The sequence below is a fragment of the Streptomyces sp. NPDC048001 genome, assembly GCF_043203115.1.
Classification (GTDB): domain Bacteria; phylum Actinomycetota; class Actinomycetes; order Streptomycetales; family Streptomycetaceae; genus Streptomyces; species Streptomyces sanyensis.
Genome location: NZ_JBIDBN010000009.1, coordinates 129,857 through 149,838 on the forward strand (window position 1 = coordinate 129,857; position 19,982 = coordinate 149,838).

General features: G+C 74.7%; 13 protein-coding genes. 4 read left to right on the plus strand and 9 right to left on the minus strand.

The genetic code is table 11. The features are described from left to right. Positions 1–195: 195 nt before the first annotated feature. The 3 genes from ACGF15_RS18280 to ACGF15_RS18290 form a co-directional block, all read right to left on the minus strand. Positions 196–1,488: an SWIM zinc finger family protein gene (locus tag ACGF15_RS18280; protein ID WP_392800105.1), complete on the minus strand. Its 1,293-nt coding sequence runs from the start codon at positions 1,486–1,488 to the stop codon at positions 196–198. Further along, positions 1,485–4,391 (minus strand): DEAD/DEAH box helicase, encoded by a 2,907-nt coding sequence (locus ACGF15_RS18285; protein WP_392800108.1) that lies wholly within the window; start codon positions 4,389–4,391, stop codon positions 1,485–1,487. The genes ACGF15_RS18280 and ACGF15_RS18285 overlap by 4 nt, the downstream gene beginning before the upstream one ends. A 154-nt stretch (positions 4,392–4,545) precedes the next feature. Further along, positions 4,546–5,502: a slipin family protein gene (locus ACGF15_RS18290; protein WP_392800111.1), complete on the minus strand. Its 957-nt coding sequence runs from the start codon at positions 5,500–5,502 to the stop codon at positions 4,546–4,548. 201 nt (positions 5,503–5,703) lie between these two features. Here ACGF15_RS18290 and ACGF15_RS18295 point away from each other — a divergent pair, with 201 nt between their 5' ends. Continuing rightward, positions 5,704–5,961 (plus strand): DUF6343 family protein, encoded by a 258-nt coding sequence (locus ACGF15_RS18295; RefSeq protein ID WP_345614704.1) that lies wholly within the window; start codon positions 5,704–5,706, stop codon positions 5,959–5,961. Between the two features lie 140 nt (positions 5,962–6,101). Here the strand turns inward: ACGF15_RS18295 and ACGF15_RS18300 are convergent, their stop codons facing one another. The 4 genes from ACGF15_RS18300 to rpsA form a co-directional block, all read right to left on the minus strand. Then, a complete protein-coding gene (locus tag ACGF15_RS18300; RefSeq protein ID WP_392800114.1) occupies positions 6,102–6,473 on the minus strand; it encodes a tetratricopeptide repeat protein in 372 nt (123 codons plus the stop codon). 96 nt (positions 6,474–6,569) lie between these two features. After that, entirely contained in the window at positions 6,570–7,172 is a 603-nt protein-coding gene (coaE, locus tag ACGF15_RS18305; protein ID WP_392800117.1) for a dephospho-CoA kinase, read from the minus strand. Positions 7,173–7,292: 120 nt separating this feature from the next. Then, positions 7,293–8,234: a PAC2 family protein gene (locus tag ACGF15_RS18310; RefSeq protein WP_345614702.1), complete on the minus strand. Its 942-nt coding sequence runs from the start codon at positions 8,232–8,234 to the stop codon at positions 7,293–7,295. A gap of 172 nt (positions 8,235–8,406) precedes the next feature. After that, positions 8,407–9,900 (minus strand): 30S ribosomal protein S1, encoded by a 1,494-nt coding sequence (gene rpsA, locus ACGF15_RS18315; protein WP_256526381.1) that lies wholly within the window; start codon positions 9,898–9,900, stop codon positions 8,407–8,409. A gap of 361 nt (positions 9,901–10,261) precedes the next feature. Between rpsA and ACGF15_RS18320 the strand changes: the two genes are divergently transcribed. Continuing rightward, positions 10,262–11,065, plus strand: coding sequence for a class I SAM-dependent methyltransferase (locus ACGF15_RS18320; protein ID WP_345614701.1), 804 nt, complete (start codon positions 10,262–10,264; stop codon positions 11,063–11,065). 331 nt (positions 11,066–11,396) lie between these two features. Next, positions 11,397–13,991, plus strand: coding sequence for an ATP-dependent helicase HrpB (gene hrpB / locus ACGF15_RS18325; protein ID WP_392800122.1), 2,595 nt, complete (start codon positions 11,397–11,399; stop codon positions 13,989–13,991). A gap of 284 nt (positions 13,992–14,275) precedes the next feature. Here hrpB and ACGF15_RS18330 read toward each other — a convergent pair whose 3' ends face one another. Then, complete coding sequence (locus ACGF15_RS18330; protein WP_392800125.1) at positions 14,276–16,096, minus strand: lytic transglycosylase domain-containing protein; 1,821 nt, start codon at positions 16,094–16,096, stop codon at positions 14,276–14,278. Positions 16,097–16,319: 223 nt separating this feature from the next. Between ACGF15_RS18330 and ACGF15_RS18335 the strand changes: the two genes are divergently transcribed. Then, positions 16,320–17,255 carry a DUF4184 family protein gene (locus ACGF15_RS18335; RefSeq protein ID WP_392800127.1) on the plus strand — a complete coding sequence of 312 codons (936 nt, stop codon included), beginning with the start codon at positions 16,320–16,322 and terminating at the stop codon, positions 17,253–17,255. Here the strand turns inward: ACGF15_RS18335 and polA are convergent. Continuing rightward, positions 17,168–19,825 carry a DNA polymerase I gene (polA, locus tag ACGF15_RS18340; protein ID WP_345614746.1) on the minus strand — a complete coding sequence of 886 codons (2,658 nt, stop codon included), beginning with the start codon at positions 19,823–19,825 and terminating at the stop codon, positions 17,168–17,170. The genes ACGF15_RS18335 and polA overlap by 88 nt on opposite strands. Positions 19,826–19,982 lie beyond the last annotated feature (157 nt).

The following is a 19,982-nucleotide window of genomic DNA, read 5'->3' on the forward strand; positions in this document are numbered from 1 at the left end:
CGTTCGAGGGGAAGCCTTCGAACGGGTGGACTCCCGGCGGCCGCCAGCGCCCCGGCCCCTGCCTCGGGACCCCGGCCCGGGACGCACCGGTGGCTGCACGGCGCCGGCCCGGTGCCTCGGCGGGGGCCGCGACCGGGAACCGCCCCGGGCCGCAGCCGGGCAGGGGCCGACGGCGGGCGGGGCGGTGCGAGGCCCTCACCCCCTTCGCGGAAGGCTGTCGGCAGGCCGCGCGGCGCCGCGGAGGGCGGCGACCGGGTCCTCCTCCGGGGTGCCCCGGGGCCACCAGTCCTCCCGCCCCGTCTCCGACTCGTAGCCGTACCAGAGTCCGTCCTGCCCCAGGCGCAGTTGCAGCGCCGGGGAGGTCAGATGGTTGCGCCAGGGTCGGAACGGCGGCAGACCGGCTGCCGTGAGCGCGGGGCGGGCGCGGTCGAAGGGACCGGCCGGCGGGTCCCAGGGCTCCTCCAGGACGCGCAGGGCCGCCGGTCCGCCCTGCCGCCACGCCGCGACGGCGCGGGCCAGTTCGACCGGGGCGCGCCCCGTCGCGGCCGCGAGGTCCCGGTACAGCGCACGGGTGGAGGCCGCCAGTCCGGCCCCCGGGTGGGCCGCGGCGAGGCGCACGGCGTCCTGCCAGGTCGTGAGCCCGGCGACCGGATCGCGGCCGGTCGTCAGCAGCGCATGGGCGCGGGCCGCGGCCTCGCCCGCGAGCAGGTCCAGGGAGAGGGGATCGGGGGCGCCGGAGGCGTGAGGGTAGGCGGGCGGGCGGCCGGGCCGCGACGGAGCGGGGAGAGGCGGCGGCAGCGGCGGCCTGTCACCGCTGTGCAGGGCATCGCGTGCGGCGACGGAGGGCGTCGCGCCGGGTGCGCCTCCGGTGGGGCGTTCCCCGGCCACCCGGTCGGCGTTGCGGTGGGCGAGGGCGGCGAGCACCTGGCGTTCGCCCCGGCCGCGCAGGAGGAAGAGCACGAAGGGGTCCTCGTCCAGCAGCGCCGCGGTGCGGTAGCACAGGGCCGCGGCATGCTTGCACGGCATGCCGTCGTCGGGGCAGGAGCAGTCCGGGACGAGGTCACCGGGGCCCGGCAGCAGCTCGGCGGCGGAGGCGAGGGTGTGCGGGACCTCCTTGTCGAGGAGGGCGGCGATGTGCTCGGGGCGGGCGGCGGCCGCGTCGAGCAGGACGTCCCACTCACCGTCGCCCAGGGTCCGCAGCCGGAGTTCGGTGCGGTAGGGGCGGGGGCGGCCGCCCTGCACGTAGGCGGTCACGCGCCCCGGGGTGACCGTGATGGAGGCGACTCGCCCGCTCCCGGCGTAGGAGCGGCCCCGTTCCAGGCGGGCGCGGTCCAGGGCGGCGTCCTCCATGGCCTCGACCCATGCCGTGCCCCACCAGGTCGGTGCCGTGGGCCCACCGGCGGAGAGTGCGGCGGAGGAGAAGGTGCGCCGTGTGTCGTCGCCGGAGAGGCTGTGGCCGCGGGGCTCCCGGCCCCGGAGCGGGGTCACCGCGGCCTCCGGAGCGCGACCAGGTCGACGAGTTCGCGGTCGGTCAGTTCGGTGAGCGCGGCCTCCCCGCCGCGGAGCACGGCGTCGGCGAGGGCCCGCTTGGCGGCGAGCAGTTCCGCGATCCGGTCCTCGACCGTGCCCTCGGTGACCAGGCGGTGGACCTGGACGGGCCGGGTCTGGCCGATCCGGTAGGCGCGGTCCGTGGCCTGCTCCTCGACGGCCGGGTTCCACCAGCGGTCGAAGTGGACGACATGGCCCGCCCGGGTGAGGTTGAGACCGGTCCCCGCGGCCTTGAGCGAGAGGAGGAAGACGGGAACCTCCCCCGACTGGAAGCGGTCGACCATGCGCTCCCGCTCGGCGACGGGCGTGCCGCCGTGGAGGAGCTGGCAGGGTACGGCGCGGGCGGCCAGGTGCTCCGCGAGCAGCCGGGCCATGGCCACGTACTGGGTGAAGACGAGGACGGCGCCGTCCTCGGCGAGGATCGTGGCGAGGAGTTCGTCCAGCAGGGCGACCTTCCCGGAGCGTCCGGCCAGGCGGAGGTTCGTGCCGGGCAGCGCCCCGGGAGGTCCCCCGCGTTCGCGCAGGAACTGGGCCGGGTGGTTGCAGACCTGCTTGAGGGAGGTCAGCAGCTTCATCACCAGACCGCGGCGCGCCATCCCGTCCGCCGCCTCGACGGCGGCCATGGACTCGCGCACCACGGCCTCGTAGAGGGATGCCTGCTCGCGGGTGAGGGGCACCGGGTGGTCCGTCTCGGTCTTCGGTGGGAGTTCGGGCACGACGCCCGGGTCGGACTTGCGCCGGCGCAGCAGGAAGGGCCTCACCAGGCGCGCGAGTCGTTCGGCCGCCTCCGGGTCCTCGCCGCTCTCCACGAGGCGGGCGTGCCGGGCCCGGAACGACGCGAGGGGGCCGAGGAGCCCGGGTGTCGTCCAGTCGAGGAGGGCCCACAGTTCGGAGAGGTTGTTCTCCACGGGGGTGCCGGTGAGGGCCACACGGGCGGGCGCGGGAATCCTCCGAAGCGCCTTGGCGGTGGCCGCGTTCGGGTTCTTCACATGCTGGGCCTCGTCGGCGACGACCATCCCCCAGGTGTGCGCGGCCAGCCGCTCCGCGCTGGTGCGCATGGTGCCGTAGGTGGTCAGGACGAACCCGCCGGAGTCGGGCAGGGCGCGGTCGGCACCGTGGAAGCGGTGGACGGGGGTGCCGGGGGCGAAGCGGGTGATCTCCCGCTGCCAGTTGCCGAGCAGGGAGGCGGGGCAGACCACGAGCGTCGGCTCCGAACGGGCGCGGCGCAGGTGCAGGGCGATGACGGTGACGGTCTTGCCGAGGCCCATGTCGTCGGCGAGGCAGCCGCCGAGCCCGAGCGAGGTCATCGTCTCCAGCCAGGCGAGCCCCCGCAGTTGGTAGTCGCGCAGGGTCGCGGTGAGCCCCTCGGGGGCGTCGACGGCGACGGGTCCGGCCGTGATCCGGTCCCGCAGTGCGGCCAGCGCACCCGTGGGCACGGCCTCGACCGTCTCCCCGTCGACCTCGGCGGTGCCCGTCAGGGCGACGGCGAGGGCGGCGGGCGGCTCCAGCAGGCCCAGCTCCCTTTTGCGGGCCTTGCGGACGAGGTCGGGATCGACGACCACCCAGCGGTCGCGGAGCCGTACGACCGGCCGGTGGGACTCGGCCAGCACGTCCATCTCCGCCTCGGTCAGCGGGTCTCCGTCGAGGGCGAGCCGCCAGTCGAAGCGCAGCAGTTCATTGCCGTCGAAGAAGGGGGTGCCGTCCGTGGCGGAGCCCGGTGCGGGGCGCACCACGGCGGCGGCACTGAGGGTGCGCGCGAGTTCACGGGGCCAGTGGAGGGCGACGCCGACCGCGTCGAGCCGGGCGGCCGCCGGTCCCAGCAGTTCGTACAGTTCGTCCTCGGTGAGGGCGAGGACGTCCGGCACCTGCTGGTCCAGGAGCCGGGCGAGGGGCGCCCAGACCCGTGCGGCGCCGCGCAGGGCGAGCATGGCGTCGATACGGGCCCGCGGCCCCATGCGTTCGCCGGCCGTGCCGGCCCACAGGGCCGCCGCGTCGGCGACGAGCGTCGGGTCGGCGAGGCTGTGGACCTGCACCACGGCAGCGGCCGCGCTGCGCGGCTGCCCGTCCGGGGGGACGCCTCCGGCCGTGTCGAAGAGCGCGAAGGCGGAGAGGTCGAGGCGGAGGGAGACCCTGACGCCGGCGTCCATGGCGGCCGCCGCCTCCGCCGCCCAGCCGCGCGCCCGGGGCAGGTGCCGGGCGGACTGCGCGGCGAAGGCGGGGCCGGCTGCGTGCGGGGCGGCCGGGGTGCGGGGCAGGACGTCGGCAACGGCGTCGAAGAGCTGACGCACCAGGAACTCTGGGTCGGCGAGCCGTGCGGGGGAGGAACCGGGGACGGGCACGGCGTGGGCCTCCGGCGGCATGGCCGCGGCGATGGCGCGCAGTTGGGCGATGTCCTCCGCGTCGAGGGGCCCGGCTCGCCAGACGTCCAGGTCGCCGGCGTCCAGACCGGGCAGGAGGCGCCCGCGGGCCACCAGGTGGAGGGCATGGCGGGCGGCCGCCCCCCAGCAGGCCGCGGCCGGGTGGGACCGGGGCTCCGCGGCGGCCCGGACCAGCAGCGGCAGGGCCTCGACGACGGGGACCAGCCGGGCCGGGACGGTGCGGCGGCGGATGCCGGAGCCGTGGGCCCGTACGACGGTGATCCGGTCCTCGGCTCCCGGGACCTCGTCCGCGCCGGGGGACCAGAAGGCGAACCGCCCCTCACGGGGCAGCGCGCCGGGCAGCAGAACGGGAGCGCAGCGGAGGAGCGGCCCGGCCTGCTCGGCCGGGGGCGCGAGCGGCAGGGGGCGGGCGCCTTCCGGTGCGTGCGGCGCACGGGGAGGTGCGGACGCGCTTCGGCCGGTCATGGTGGCGCCTCCTCCCGCAGGCTGGGGGTGGTACGCGGTGCGCACCGTGTCCTTCGACCTTACGGGCGGGCACTGACATCGACGGGCCGCGGCCCCGCGGGCCGCTCCCGGCGCCGGCCGGGGCGGTGTCCGGGCGCGCCGGAGGGCGGGAAGTTCAGGCGGCCGTCGGCCGGGGCGGCGGAGCCTCGGCCGGGTCCCCGGTGGGCCGTCTGCCGGTGGGGGCTTCGGCTTCCGGGACCGGGGTCCCGCCCCCGGCCCCGGGCCCGGGGGCGAGTTCCTGGGGCGGAGCGGGCTTCTCCGGGGGAGCGGGCTGCTCCTCCCGGGAAGCGGGCCGGTCGGCCTCGGGCGCTCCCTGCTGGGCTCGTTCGAGGAAGCGCAGGAGTTCGACGGGGAAGGGCAGGACCAGGGTGGAGTTCTTCTCGGCCGCCACCGCGACGACCGTCTGCAGCAGGCGGAGCTGGAGTGCCGCGGGCTGCTTGGACATCTCCCCGGCGGCCTCGGCGAGCTTCTTCGACGCCTGGAGCTCCGCGTCCGCGTTGATCACCCGGGCGCGGCGCTCGCGGTCCGCCTCGGCCTGCCGGGCCATCGAGCGCTTCATGGCTTCGGGCAGGGACACGTCCTTGATCTCCACACGGTCGATCTGCACGCCCCACCCCACGGCGGGGCTGTCGATCATCAGCTCGAGCCCCTGGTTGAGCTTCTCCCGGTTGGACAGCAGGTCGTCCAGGTCGCTCTTGCCGATGATCGAGCGCAGGGAGGTCTGGGCCATCTGCGAGACGGCGAAGCGGTAGTCCTCGACCTCGATCACGGCGTTGACCGCGTCCACGACACGGAAGTACACGACGGCGTCGACCCGGACGGTGACGTTGTCGCGGGTGATCCCCTCCTGGGCGGGGACGGGCATGGTGACGATCTGCATGTTGACCTTGTGCATCCGGTCGACCACGGGCACGATCAGCGTGAATCCCGGGCGGCGCACCTCACGGCGCAGCCTTCCCAGGCGCAGTACCACGCCGCGCTCGAACTGCCTGACGACCCGGGCGGCCGCCATCACGTAGACCCCGCAGGCAGCCGCGACCGTCGTGCCGACGACGATCAGTTCCTCGACCATGGGGGCACCCCCTGCCCTGATACCGCAGCTTCACTGCGCCATATGACCCTTATGCCCTGTATTACGTGATTCATACGGCGCACGGATGCGGGAGGCCCCCACGATCCCGACCGGCGGCGCCCCGGGGCGCCGCCGGTCGGGATCGGCAGGCGCCGGAACCCGCTCCCGAACCGGGTGCACCCTGGAAGGGGAGGTGATGGCATGCGCAGCGGGAACGAGCCGGTCAACGCCCGGAGCCCGCTCCGCCTGCGCCTGGGCCTGGGGATCTGGGGCCTGGTCTTCTTCGGCGGGGCGGCGGCGGCCTTCGCCCTGGCGGACCACCCCGGATGGTCGGCGCTCTGTGCGGCGCTCTTCCTCGTGGCGGCCGTGGACGTGGGCCTCGTGGTGCGCCGTATCCGTCAGGGGCCCCACTACCAGCCGGGCCGCGATGTGCCGCCCTACGAGCCCGACCACGGCTGAGGTCGCGACGCCGCGGAAGGAGGCCGACGGAGGCACCCAGGGCCCTCGGCACGCGCTGCGCCCGGCCGCCCGGTTCCGCGCGGGGCTCCCGGCGGCAGTCCCCCGCCCCGCACCGGCGCGGAACCGGGAGGGGCCGCGCGTCAGGCCGCCCCGTCGTCGAAGCGTGCGGCTCGCAGGAACTCGGGCTTGGGGTCCAGGGCGGCGGCCAGTCGGAAGTGGCGCTGCGCCTGCTCGGGTTTGCCGGATCTCTCGAAGGTCCGGGCGAGGGCGAAGTGGGCGAAGGCGTTGTCCGGCTCCCGCTCCAGGACGAGTTCGAACTCCAACTCGGCGGGCCGCAGCTGCGCGGCCGCGAAGAAGGCCCGGGCGCGCAGCAGCCGCGCCGCGGTGTTCTCCGGGTGAGCGGCGATGACGGAGTCCAGCAGCTTCACGGCACCCCGCGGGTCCCGTGCGGCGAGCAGCTGCTCGGCGGCACGGAAGTCGATGACGTGCGTTTCCGGATCGCTCATGGGCACCTTCGGATCCTTCCCCTCGGCTGCCGTTTTCCAACACGGCCCGGGGCACGGGATATTCCGGCCCCGGAAGGCGGTGGTCACCGGCGCCGGGGCCGGCTACCCTCCCACCGTCCTGGCCGCCAGCTCCTCCCACACGGCCCGCACCCGGGGTTCGAGCGCGTCGAGCGGACCGTCGTTGTCGATCACGATGTCGGCGACGGCGAGCCGCTGCTCGCGGGTGGCCTGGGCCGCCATCCGGGCCCGGGCCTCCGGCTCCGCCATGCCGCGCAGCCGCACCAGCCGGTCCAGCTGGGTGGCCGGATCCGCGTCCACGACCACCACCAGGTCGTACAGGTCCGCCAGGCCGTTCTCGGCGAGCAGGGGGACGTCGTGGACGACCACGTCTCCGGGGCCTGCGGCGTCCTGCAGCTCCTGGGAGCGGGCCCGGACGAGCGGGTGCACGATGCCGTTGAGGACGGCCAGCCGCTCGGGGTCGCCGAACACCACGGCCCCCAGCTTCGCCCGGTCCAGCGCTCCGTCCGGCAGCAGAACGTCCGTGCCGAACGCCCGGACCACCGCGGCGAGCCCCGGGGTCCCGCGCTCCACGACGTCCCGGGCGATGCGGTCGGAGTCCACCAGGACCGCACCGTACGAGGCGAGGAGCCGGGACACCTCGCTCTTGCCGGCGCCGATCCCACCGGTCAGGCCCACGGTCAGCACGCCCTGCCTCCACCACGCTCGACGGTTGTTCCGCCCCGCACGGCGCCGGGCGGGCCCCACCGGCTGCGGCAGCTGGGTCCTCCACACACCTGCCGGCGGCGGCGCCCGCAGCCTAGCCGATCACCCCGAATCGCCCTCCCGTTCGGCCAGGAAGCGCTCGAACTCCCTGCCGATCTCGTCCGCGGAGGGGAGGTCCACCGGTTCCGCGACCAGGCTCCCGCGCGTCTCGGCACCCGCGATCGCGTCGTACTGGTGCTCAAGACCCTGGACGAGGGCGGTGAGTTCCTCGTCGCCTTCGCGGATCTGGCGCTCGATCTCCGTCTGGGTGCGCTGCGCCGCGGTACGCAGCGCGTGCGCGACGCCGGGCAGCACGATCCCGGTGGCCGCGGTGATCGCCTCCAGTGCGGTGAGGGCCGCGTCCGGGTAGGCGGAGCGGGCCACGTAGTGCGGCACGTGGGCGGCGACCCCGAGGACGTCCCGGCCGGCCTGCATCAGCCGGTACTCCACCAGTGCCTCGGCGCTGCCGGGGACCTGTGCCTCGTCGAACGGGCTGCGATGGCCCGGGACCAGGTCGGCGCGGTTGCCGTGAGGGGTGAGCCCGACGGGACGGGTGTGCGGGACGCCCATGGGGATGCCGTGGAAGTTGACGGCGAGGCGCACCCGCAGCCGCTCGGCGATCTGGCGGACCGCCGCGGCGAAGCGCTCCCACTCGACGTCCGGTTCGGGGCCGGAGAGCAGCAGGAAGGGGGCGCCCGTCGCGTCCTGGACCAGACGCAGCTCCAGCGTCGGTGTGTCGTAGGCGGTCCAGCGGTCGCGCCGGAAGGTGAGCAGCGGCCGGCGGGCACGGTAGTCGACCAGGCGGTCGTGGTCGAAGCGGGCCACGACCTGGTGCGGAAGCGTGTCCAGCAGGTGGCCGACGATCTGCTCACCGGTCTCTCCCGCGTCGATGTACCCCTCGAAGTGGTACAGCATGACGAGCCCCGCCGACTCCTGCGCGAGAGCCATGTCGACCACCGCGAGCCCCTTGGGGTCCCACTCGTACAGTCCCTGCGGATCAAGCACGGTTACCGCTCCTCCTCGTGTCGACTGCGACAACGCGCGGTGTCGGTGCGGCATTCCCGTGAAAGGGTCCTGCGCCGGGACGGTCGGCGGGGGAACCGGGAAAAGCGGTACGGCCCGCCCCCCGGTGGGGAGCGGGCCGTACCTCAGCGGTGCGGTGGCCGAGGCCGGAGCGTCAGCTCTGGCCGCCCGCCAGCTTCTCGCGCAGGGCGGCGAGCGCCTCGTCCGACGCCAGGGCGCCGGAGTTGTCGTCCGACTCCGAGGAGTAGGAACCGCCGGTCGGCGCAGCGGCCGGAGCGGCGTTGCCACCCTCGGCAGCGGCGGCCTCGTCGGCCTCGCGGGACTTGATGACCTGGGCCTGGTGCTGCTCGAAGCGCTGCTGCGCCTCGGCGTACTGGGTCTCCCACGCCTCGCGCTGGGCCTCGTAGCCCGGCAGCCAGTCGTTGGTCTCGGGGTCGAAGCCCTCGGGGTAGATGTAGTTGCCCTGGTCGTCGTAGGACGCGGCCATGCCGTACAGGGTCGGGTCGAACTCGACCGCGGACGGGTCGGCACCGAAGGACTCGTTGGCCTGCTTCAGCGAGAGGCTGATCCGGCGACGCTCGAGGTCGATGTCGATGACCTTGACGAAGATCTCGTCGTTGACCTGGACGACCTGCTCCGGGATCTCCACGTGGCGCTCGGCCAGCTCGGAGATGTGGACCAGGCCCTCGATGCCCTCGTCCACGCGGACGAACGCACCGAAGGGAACCAGCTTGGTGACCTTGCCCGGGACGACCTGGCCGATCTGGTGGGTGCGGGCGAACTGCTGCCACGGGTCCTCCTGCGTCGCCTTCAGCGACAGGGAGACACGCTCGCGGTCCATGTCCACGTCGAGGACCTCGACGGTGACCTCCTGGCCGACCTCGACGACCTCGGACGGGTGGTCGATGTGCTTCCAGGACAGCTCGGAGACGTGCACCAGGCCGTCGACGCCGCCCAGGTCCACGAACGCACCGAAGTTGACGATCGAGGAGACGACGCCGGAGCGGACCTGGCCCTTCTGCAGGGTGGTGAGGAAGGTCTGGCGGACCTCGGACTGGGTCTGCTCCAGCCAGGCGCGGCGGGACAGGACCACGTTGTTGCGGTTCTTGTCCAGCTCGATGATCTTGGCCTCGAGCTCCTTGCCCACGTAGGGCTGGAGGTCGCGGACACGGCGCATCTCGACGAGGGACGCCGGAAGGAAGCCGCGGAGGCCGATGTCGAGGATGAGACCACCCTTGACGACCTCGATGACGGTACCGGTGACGATGCCGTCCTCTTCCTTGATCTTCTCGATGGTGCCCCAGGCACGCTCGTACTGGGCGCGCTTCTTCGAGAGGATCAGGCGGCCTTCCTTGTCCTCCTTCTGGAGGACGAGGGCCTCGATCTCGTCGCCGACCTTGACGACCTCGTTCGGGTCGACGTCGTGCTTGATCGAGAGCTCGCGGCTCGGGATGACACCTTCGGTCTTGTAACCGATGTCGAGCAGGACCTCGTCCCGGTCGACCTTCACGATGACGCCGTCGACGATGTCGCCGTCGTTGAAGTACTTGATCGTCTCGTCGATCGCGGCGAGGAAGGCTTCCTCGTTACCGATGTCGTTGACCGCAACCTGCGGGGTGGTGGCGGTGGTCTCGGTGCTGCTCGTCATGTGGGAAAGGGCTCCGGTACGGACATTGAAGTCGTAGGTACTGCTACGCCGTGAGCCCGTATCGCAGCTGCAGAAGCCGGACAGCCTAGGAAGCGCCGTCCGGGAATCCGGGGCGCCTCGTGAACCGAGGGGACATACATACAGATGCGAGCGCGGCCTGCTCCGTCCGAGGCACGCAGGCCCGCAGCGCAACTTGTAGCATACGGGGGCAGCAGGAGACGGTCAATGCGCGAAGCGGCCCACCGGGGACGCAGCGCCGCATATCCGGCACAACTCGTGTTCACCGAGGCCACGGCAGCCCCGCGCGGCACGGACCGCTCCGGCCCCGCTGCGCGGTACGCAAACTACAACGACGGTGACGATGAGCCAAGATTTCGAACCGGAAGCCACCCGCCGTGACGCGGGGGACGCGGAGAGCAGCCGGGCGAACCGCGGCTGGTGGGACCGGAACGCGGACGAGTACCAGCACGAGCACGGCGCCTTCCTCGGGGACGACCGGTTCGTGTGGGGGCCCGAGGGACTCGACGAGGAGGAGGCCGCCCTGCTGGGACCGGTCGCCACGCTCTCGGGACTCGACGTCCTGGAGATCGGCGCCGGCGCCGCCCAGTGCTCGCGCTGGCTGGCCGCCCGGGGGGCCCGGCCCGTGGCCCTGGACCTCTCCCACCGGCAGCTCCAGCACGCCCTGCGCATCGGCGGGGACGTGCCGCTGGTGGAGGCGGACGCCACTGCCCTGCCCTTCGCGGACGGCTCCTTCGACCTCGCCTGCTCCGCCTACGGCGCGGTCCCGTTCGTCGCCGACCCGGTCGCGGTCTTCCGCGAGGTGCGGCGGGTGCTGCGGCCCGGTGGGCGCTGGGTCTTCTCGGTGACGCACCCGATCCGCTGGGCCTTCCCCGACGAGCCCGGACCGGAGGGCCTGTCGGTGGCCGCCTCCTACTTCGACCGGACGCCCTACGTGGAGCAGGACGAACGGGGCGAGGCCGTCTACGTGGAGCACCACCGGACGCTGGGGGACCGGGTGCGGGACGTGGTGGCCGGCGGGTTCCGGCTGGTGGACCTGGTCGAGCCGGAGTGGCCCTCGTGGAACGTGCAGGAGTGGGGAGGCTGGTCACCGCTGCGGGGCAACCTGATCCCCGGAACGGCCGTCTTCGTCTGCGATCGGGACTGAACCGCTCGCTCGCGCGGGACCGGAACCAGCGCTCGCGCGGGACCGGGCCGGCTCCCGGAGGGGAGTGCGCCGGTGCGGCTCCCGCGCTGCGGACGCCCGTGCGGCGGGCCCGTGGCTGCAGGCGCCGGGGCGGGAGACGGGGCGGGACCCGGCGCGGTCGCAGGGCGGAGGGCGCGGTGCGCCGGGGACGGCCGGGACGCCCCTGCGGACGGTGCGGGCCGGTGACCGGAGGCCACCCCGCCCGAAGAACCGAAAATCCTACGATCCGATGACGCACGGAGCCTGTGGACAAGCGCGCCCCCGCCTCCGCCGGTCGTACGAGACTGAGGGCGTGATCCGAACCGACGTACTCGACCGCCTGCCCGTCCGCCATGCCGTGCCCGGGCTGCTCACCGCGCTCGACACACAGGGTGTCGCCGTGCTCCATGCCCCGCCCGGTACCGGCAAGACCACGCTGGTGCCGCTGGCGCTCGCGGGCCTCATAGGGGCGGGCCCGGCCGCGGGCGGGCCGTCGGGAGCCTCGGCTCGCTCCGTGGTCGTGGCCGAACCGCGCAGGATGGCGGTGCGGGCCGCGGCCCGCCGGATGGCCTGGCTCCTCGGGCAGGAGGTGGGCGGCGACGTCGGCTACTCGGTGCGAGGGGAGCGGCGCGTTGGCGCGGGCACCCGCGTCGAGGTGGTCACCACGGGGGTGCTGCTGCAGCGGCTCCAGCGCGACCCCGAGCTGCCGGGCGTCGGCGCCGTGCTCCTGGACGAGTGCCACGAGCGCCATCTGGACGCCGACACCGCCCTGGCCTTCCTCGTCGACGTCCGCGCCACCCTGCGGCCGGACCTGGGGCTGGTGGCCGCCTCGGCGACGAGCGACACGGGCACCTGGTCACGTCTGCTGTCCCCGGAGGCGGGCTCACCGGCACCGGTGGTCCGCAGCGGGGGCGAGAGCCACGGCGTGGAGTTCCGGTCCGCTCCGCCTCCCCCGGGCATCCGTCCCGCCCACGGCACCCGGGTGGACCCGCAGTTGCTGCGGCACGTCGCGGCCACGGTGCGTCGCGCCCTCCACGAGCACACCGGGGACGTGCTCTGCTTCCTCCCGGGGACGGGCGAGATCGCCCGCACGGCGGGCCTGCTCGAAGGGGTCGGCGCCGAGGTGCTGCAGTTGCACGGCCGGGCCCCGGCCGGCGTCCAGGAGGCGGTGCTGCGCGGTGGCGAGGGGCGGCGGGTGGTCCTGGCCACCTCGGTGGCCGAATCGAGCCTCACGGTGCCCGGGGTCCGCGTCGTCGTGGACTCGGGTCTGGCCCGCGAGCCACGCGTGGACCACGCCCGGGGTCTCGGCTCGCTGGCCACGGTTCCCGTCTCGGCGGCGGCCGCCGAGCAGCGGGCCGGGCGGGCGGGCCGTGAGGCGCCGGGGATCGTCTACCGCTGCTGGTCGGCTGCCGACGATGCCCGCAGGCCCCGCTTCCCCTCCCCGGAGATCGCGGTCGCGGACCTGGCGGCCTTCGCCCTGCGGGTGGCGTGCTGGGGCGATCCGGAGGCGGCGGGTCTGGCGCTGCCGGACGCGCCGCCCGCCGGGGCCATGGCGGCGGCCCGCTCCGTCCTCGCGGCCGTGGGGGCGGTCGACGCGGAAGGCAGGGCGACGCGGAGGGGCACGGCGATGTCCCGCCTGGGTGTCCATCCGCGGCTGGCGAGGGCGCTTCTGGACGGTTCCGAGCAGTTGGGCACGCGCCGCACCGCCGAGGCCGTCGCCCTGCTCAGCGAGGAGCCGCCCCGGGAGTACGGCGACGACCTGGCCGGCGCGTGGCGCGCGGCGGGGCGGGGCGGGGACGCCTATGCGGCACGCTGGCGGGCGGAGGCCCGCCGCCTGGAGGGAGCGCTGGCCTCCCTGCCCCCGGATGCCCGCTCCGGACGGTCCGGTACGCCGGAGGGAGCGGGAGCAGGGCAGGGGGCCTCCGGGCGGGAGGCGGCCGTCGGGCTGGTCGCCGCCCTCGCCTACCCGGAGCGGGTCGCCTCCTCACGCGGCGCAGGCACCTTCCTGATGGCTTCGGGAACCCGCGCGGAGCTCGGGGCCGCGTCCCCCCTGCGCGGTGAGCCGTGGCTCGCGGTGGCGGTGGCGGACCGTCCGCTGTCGGCCGCGTCGGCTCGGGTGCGTCTGGCGGCGGCGGTCACCGAGGAGGCTGCCCGCGCGGCGGCGGCGCATCTGCTGACGGAGGTCGAGGAGGTGGGCTGGGACGGCGGCGACGTCGTGGCGCGGCGCGTGGAGCGGCTGGGGGCGGTGGAGCTGGCCGCCGCTCCCCTCTCCTCGCCGGACGCGGGGCTGGTTCGGCGGGCCCTGCTGGACGGCTTGCGGCGGGAGGGCTGCGGGCTGCTGCGCTGGACCAGGGAGGCGGAGGGGCTGCGTCAGCGCCTGGCGTTCCTCCACCGGGTACTGGGGCCGCCCTGGCCGGAGGTGTCGGACGAGGCCCTGCTCTCCCGGCCCGAGGACTGGCTGGAGCCCGAGCTCTCACGGGCACGGCGGAGGGCGGACCTCGGGCGCATCGCCGCCGGGGAGGCGCTGCGGCGCCTGCTGCCGTGGGCCACGGGCGAGGCGTCCCGGCTGGACGCCTTGGCACCGGAGCGTCTGGAGGTGCCGAGCGGGTCGCGTGTCCGCGTGGACTACGCCGGGGATCAGCCCGTCCTGGCGGTGAAGCTCCAGGAGCTGTTCGGCCTCCGCGAGACACCGCGCATCGCGGGAGTTCCGGTCGTGGTGCATCTGCTGTCGCCCGCCGGGCGCCCTGCGGCGGTGACATCCGACCTCGCCTCGTTCTGGCAGGAGGGCTACCGGGCGGTGCGGGCCGAGCTGCGCGGTCGCTACCCCAGGCACCCCTGGCCCGAGGACCCCTCCGCGGCCGAGGCGACACGCTCCACCAAGGCCCGCCAGGAGCGGCGCGCCCCGTAGCGGCGGCTCCGGCGGGCGGGGCCGGGGCGCCGGGGAGCGGTGCCGCAGCGGGGACCGCGGGCCGGGGCGCCCCCGCTGCGGCGCGGGAGTCGCCCACCGGGCCCGCCTCTAGCGGGGTGCCCCTGCCGCCCCGCGGCGGCAGGGGACCTTCCCCGGCGGCCGTCCACGGCTCGGGGCGGTGCCCGGCAGGGAGACGCCACGCACCGCACCGCCCGTGCGGACCTCCCGGAGTGGGGCGCGGGCCGCAGGGGCGAGGCGGCGGGAGCGTTCGGTCTCCGCGGCTGTCAGGCCTCGGGGGACGGCGAGGTCTCCGGGGCGGTCGGCGCGGGGTCCGCGGGTGAGGGGGCCTCGACGGTCAACTCGATGTCGAGCAGTCCGCCACCCGGCGTGGTCAGGCGCAGGACGAAGGTGCCCTCCGCCTCGCCCGCGTGGATACCCGAGAGGACCAGGCGTCCCTGCTCGTCCGTCAGCAGGGTGACGGAGCGGACCGGGGCGCCGCCGCCGACGCGCTCGAAGTAGGGACCTGCCTCGTCGGTGCCCTCGCCCCGGTCCTCGCCCTCGACGGGCTCGGGCCGGGTGATCGTCGCGGTGACGGCGACGCGCGGGGCGGGGGCGCCCTTGTGGACGGCCCGGACGGTGAGAGGCCCGAACACCTCGCCGGGCGCCGCGACGGGCCGCGCCTGCTCGGTGCCGAGTGTGTCGGCGAGGCGCTCGGTGACGGTCGCCTCGAAGTCCACAGGGGCGATCCGCGGGTTCTCGACCGCGGCGCGGACGGTGAAGGTGCCGGTCTTCTCACCCGCGCGCAGGGCGGGTGCGGCGACCCTGCCGTCGGCATCGGTCGTGGCCGCCGCCTCGGTGGCTCCGTCGGGGAAGCGGGCGTCGGTCTCACCGACGACGGTGAAGTGGACGGGATGGTCCGCGACAGGGGCGCCCGAGGAGTCCAGGACGCGGACGGTGGCCTTCGCGGTGAAGACCTGGCCGGCCGTCGCCGTGAGCGGGCCGGTCCCCGCGTCCTCGACCGTCGCTGCCGTGACGGGCGTGGGCTTGGGCGTCGGCTTGGGCGTCGGAGTCGGAGTAGGGGTCGGTGTCGGCGTGGGCTTGGGCTTGGGGGTCGGCGTGGGGGTGGGAGTGGGGGTCGGGGTGGGCTTGGGCTTGGGGGTGCCTTCCTTGCCGGGCTCCGACGGCACGGGGCTCGGCTGGTTTCCCGGCCGGGGCGGCGCCGGCGAGGGCTTGCGCGCGGGCGGGGCGGGCTGCACCGGTGCGGGGGCGGGTTGCGGCGAGCTGTCCGGGCTCGGCCTGGACGGCAGGACGCCCGAGCCGTCCGGAACCTCGTGCGTGCCCCGCTGGTAGAACTCGAACCAGGAGAGCACGGTGCGCAGGTACTCCCGGGAGTGGTTGTACGACAGGACCGCCCGGTCCAGGTCGTCCTGGACGGTCAGGTCGCGGTCCCCGTGGCAGAGGTACCGTCCGGCGGCGAGCGCCGCGTCGTAGATGTTGTCGGGGTCCTTGCGGCCGTCGCCGTTGGCGTCCTGCCCCCAGGTCTTCCACGTCGACGGGATGAACTGCATCGGCCCCACGGCGCGGTCGTGCACGGTGTCGCCGTCGTAGGCCCCGTCGTCGGTGTCGGAGATGTTGGCGAAGCCGACGCCGTTGAGGACGGGGCCGAGGATGCGTCCGACGGTGGTGCCCTCGGAGTCGACACGGCCGCCGCGGGCCTGGCCGGACTCGACCTTGCCGATCGCGGCGAGCAGCTGCCACGGGAGGCGGCAGGCGGGGTCGGTGTCGGCGACCGTGCTCTCGGCCCGCCGGTAGGCGTCGAGCACCGTCGCCGGGATGCCCGCCTCGCCGGTGCCTGCCAGGACCGTCCCCACGGGCGGGTTGGTGCTGTTCGGCGAGTTCAGCGGTGGAAGGTCCGTGTAGTACGGGGAGTTGCCGGTGGCGGGCGTGTCCGGGGTGGGCGTGGCATCCGCGGTGCCCTGGCTGTCCCCCGAGGTCGCCGGCGCTATGCCCGGCGGCTGAGAGGCCGACAGTGCGGCCACCGCGGCCGCGGCGACGGCTGTGGTGGTCGCCCCCTTGCGCAGACGGCGGCCGAATTGCGCTGCCATGGTCAGAACCCTCCCCTGAGGCGGCGTCCCGCGCTCCCCTGCACGAGTCCGACGCGACACTAGTCCACCGCGGGGTCCTCGGCACTGCCTCCTGACCGGTATTCACCGGTTCGGCACCAACACCGCGTCCGGAGTCCCGGCCGTGGCGGAGCGGGAGCCCCGTCAAAGGTCGCGCATACTGGGCGCGGCGGAGGGAACCGACCGGCACAGGGGGAGTCGCAGGATGCCGTTCACGTTGAGCCATGCCGCGGCGGTGCTGCCCCTGCTGCGGCGCGACGGCTCGGCACGCGGGCCGCTGGTGGCCTCCGGGCTCGTGCTCGGCACGATGGCCCCCGACGCGACCTACTTCGCCGCGAGCTTCGTACCCGGTGCCATGGAGTTCGGCGCGGTCACCCACAGCCCCGCGGGCGTGTTCACGGTCGACGCCGCGGTGGCCGCCCTGCTGTTCGCGGGTTGGCTGCTGGTCCGCGACCCGCTGGTGGCCCTGCTGCCGGGCCGCTGGCGCGCCCGGACCCACCCGGTGCCGGCCGGGGCCCTCGGGCGGGCGGCCCGGCGCCGGCCGCCGCTGGTGCGGGCGGCGGCGTTCTACGCCTCCGCGGTGATCGGCGCGTCGACGCATGTGGTGTGGGATGCCTTCACCCACCCCGGCCGGTGGGGGGTGCGCCTCCTGCCGGTGCTCGACGAGCAGGTGGCCGGCTTCCCCCTCTACACCTTCGTCCAGTACGGAAGTTCGGCGGCGGCCCTGCTGCTGCTGGCCTGGGCCGCGGCTTCCGCGGTGCGGCGCACGGAGCCCGCGGTCCCGCGGTGGCCGCGGGCGCGGCGCGGTGAGCGCCGCCTCGCCGCGGCGGTGGTGGGGCTGTGCGTGGCCGCGGGCGTCCTCCACCGCTGCCTGGTCTGGTACGGGCACGGAGGGCGGGTGGAGACCGTCCTCGACATCGTCCCGACGGCGTGCTTCGGCGGTGGCGCCGGGCTGGCCGCGGGCCTCCTGCTCTACGGGGCCGCCGCCCGGACCGGCCCGGCGGCCCGGTGGCGCCGGGCCGGGGCATGGGAGCCCCCGCCCGGCGGGGGCCCTCAGTGGGCGGCGGACTCCCAGTCCGGGCCGACGCCGACCGAGACGTCCAGCGGGGCGCGCAGGGTGACCGCCGACGACATCTCCTGACGCACCAGCGCCTCCACCTGCTCGCGTTCGCCCGGGGAGACCTCCAGCACGATCTCGTCGTGGACCTGGAGCAGCAGACGGGTGGCGAGCCCGGCCTCGGTCAGCGCCCGGTCCACGTTGAGCATGGCGACCTTGACGATGTCGGCGGCCGTCCCCTGGATCGGCGCGTTGAGCGCCATCCGCTCGGCCGCCTCGCGGCGCTGCCGGTTGTCGCTGTTGAGGTCCGGCAGATAACGGCGGCGCCCGAGCATGGTGGCGGTGTAGCCGGTGGCGCGCGCCTCGTCGACGACTCTCCGCAGGTAGTCGCGCACGCCGCCGAACCGCTCGAAGTAGGTGTCCATCAGGACCCTGGCCTCGGCGGGCTCGATGCCCAGCTGCTGCGAGAGACCGAATGCCGAGAGCCCGTAGGCCAGCCCGTAGGACATGGCCTTGATCTTCCGCCGCATCTCGGCGTCCACGGCGGACCGCTCCACGCCGAAGACCTGCGAGGCGACCGTGGTGTGGAGGTCCTCCCCCGAGGTGAACGCCTCGATCAGGCCCTCGTCCTCGGAGAGGTGGGCCATCACCCGCAGTTCGATCTGGCTGTAGTCGGCCGTCATCAGCGACTCGAAGCCCTCGCCGACGACGAAGCCCCGGCGGATCGCGCGGCCCTCGTCGGTACGGACCGGGACGTTCTGCAGGTTCGGGTCGGTGGAGGACAGCCGGCCCGTGGCGGCGACGGTCTGGCTGAAGGTGGTGTGGATGCGGCCGTCGCCCGCGACGGTCTTGATCAGGCCCTCGACCGTGGACCGCAGCCTGGCCTGCTCCCGGTGCCGGAGCATGATCACCGGGAGTTCGTGGTCGGTCTGGGAGGCGAGCCAGGCGAGGGCGTCGGCGTCGGTGGTGTAGCCGGTCTTGGTCTTCTTGGTCTTCGGCAGGTTGAGCTCCCCGAAGAAGACCTCCTGGAGCTGCTTGGGGGAGCCCAGGTTGAACTCGTGGCCGACCGTGGCGTGGGCCTCCTTGACGGCCTGCTGCACCGCGCCGGCGAACTGCTGCTCCATCGCCTCCAGGTGGGGCCGGTCCGCGGCGATGCCGTGCCGCTCCATGCGTGCCAGCAGCACCGAGGTGGGCAGCTCCACGCCGTGCAGCAGCTCCGCCGCTCCGACCTCGGCGAGCCGCTCGCCGAGCGCCTCGCCCAGGTCGAGGACGGCACGGGCCTGGGCCATCAGCGCGTCGGCCTCGGCGTGCTCGTCCTCCGTGCCGAAGGCGAGCTGCCCGTCGGCGGCGGCGGGTGCCAGCTCGCGGTGGAGGTACTCCACCGACAGGGCGTCGAGGGCGAAGGACCTGCGGCCGGGCTTGACCAGGTACGCGGCGAGGGCGGTGTCCATGGTGATGCCGTCGAGCCGCCAGCCGTGCTCGGGGAGCACCCGCAGGGCCTCCTTGGCGTTGTGCAGGACCTTCGGCCGCGCCGGGTCGGAGATCCACGCGGCGAAGGAGCGCTCGTCGGCCTCGTCGAGCCGGGTGGTGTCGAACCACGCGGCCTTCCCGTCCGCGGCGGCGAGCGCGATCTCGCTCACGCTGCCCGCGCCCAGCGCCCAGCCCGCGACGATCGCCACCCCCAGCGGACGGCCGCCGTGCTCGGCCAGCCAGGGTGCCAGCTCGCCGGTGGCCAGGGCGGTGCCGTCGATCTCGACACCCGCGGCGGGCGCGGGGGGCTCCTCCTCGGCCGCTCCCGGGTCGACGGCGAGCAGCCGCTCGCGCAGGCTCGGGTTGCGGATCTCCAGGACCTCCAGGAAGCCCTTGAGGGCGGCGCGGTCGTAGGGGGCCCGCTCCAGCTCGGCGACGGTCCGGGGCAGCTCGACGTCGCGCACCAGCTCGGTGAGGTGGCGGTTGAGCTTGACGGCCTCCAGGTGGTCGCGCAGGGACTGCCCGACCTTGCCCTTGACCTCCTCGGCCCGCTCGACGAGTTCCGCGAAGGAACCGAACTGCTTGATCCACTTGCTGGCCGTCTTCTCTCCGACCCCGGGGATGCCGGGCAGGTTGTCGGACGGGTCGCCGCGCAGGGCGGCGAAGTCCGGGTACTGCCGCGGGGTCAGGCCGTACTTCTCCTCCACCTTGGCCGGGGTGAACCGGGTCAGCTCGGAGACGCCCTTGGTGGGGTACAGCACCGTCGTGTGCTCGCTGACCAGCTGGAACGAATCCCGGTCGCCGGTGACGATCAGCACCTCGAAGCCGGCCCGCTCGGCCTCGGTGGCCAGGGTGGCGATGATGTCGTCGGCCTCGAAGCCGTCGACCGCGAACCGCACCGCGTTCATGGTGTCGAGCAGCTCGCCGATCAGCTCGACCTGCCCCTTGAACTCGTCGGGCGTCTTGGAGCGGTTGGCCTTGTACTCGGGGAAGTCGGCCGAGCGCCAGGTGGCGCGGGAGACGTCGAAGGCGACGGCGAAGTGCGTGGGCGCCTCGTCGCGCAGGGTGTTCGCCAGCATCGAGGCGAAGCCGTAGACGGCGTTCGTCGTCTGGCCGCTCGCGGAGGTGAAGTTCTCCGCGGGCAGGGCGAAGAACGCCCGGTACGCCAGGGAGTGCCCGTCCATGAGGAGCAGGCGGGGTCGGTTGTCTGCCGTCTTCTGCGATGCCGTCTCAGCCACGCCCCCGATCCTGCCATGCACCGCTGACATTCCCGTCCGGTGCCGACCGCGGGCACGCCCGCTCCGCCGTCCCGTGACAGGATCGGAGGCGTACCGCAGGAGA

What these genes read in the sequence shown, in the direction of transcription:
- ACGF15_RS18285 (WP_392800108.1), bottom strand. Translation starts at nt 4,391, where the DNA reads ATGACCGGCCGAAGCGCGTCCGCACCTCCCCGTGCGCCGCACGCACCG.
- ACGF15_RS18290 (WP_392800111.1), bottom strand. Translation starts at nt 5,502, where the DNA reads ATGGTCGAGGAACTGATCGTCGTCGGCACGACGGTCGCGGCTGCCTGC.
- ACGF15_RS18295 (WP_345614704.1), top strand. Translation starts at nt 5,704, where the DNA reads ATGCGCAGCGGGAACGAGCCGGTCAACGCCCGGAGCCCGCTCCGCCTG.
- rpsA (WP_256526381.1), bottom strand. Translation starts at nt 9,900, where the DNA reads ATGACGAGCAGCACCGAGACCACCGCCACCACCCCGCAGGTTGCGGTC.
- ACGF15_RS18320 (WP_345614701.1), top strand. Translation starts at nt 10,262, where the DNA reads ATGAGCCAAGATTTCGAACCGGAAGCCACCCGCCGTGACGCGGGGGAC.
- ACGF15_RS18330 (WP_392800125.1), bottom strand. Translation starts at nt 16,096, where the DNA reads ATGGCAGCGCAATTCGGCCGCCGTCTGCGCAAGGGGGCGACCACCACA.
- ACGF15_RS18335 (WP_392800127.1), top strand. Translation starts at nt 16,320, where the DNA reads ATGCCGTTCACGTTGAGCCATGCCGCGGCGGTGCTGCCCCTGCTGCGG.
- polA (WP_345614746.1), bottom strand. Translation starts at nt 19,825, where the DNA reads ATGGACGGGCACTCCCTGGCGTACCGGGCGTTCTTCGCCCTGCCCGCG.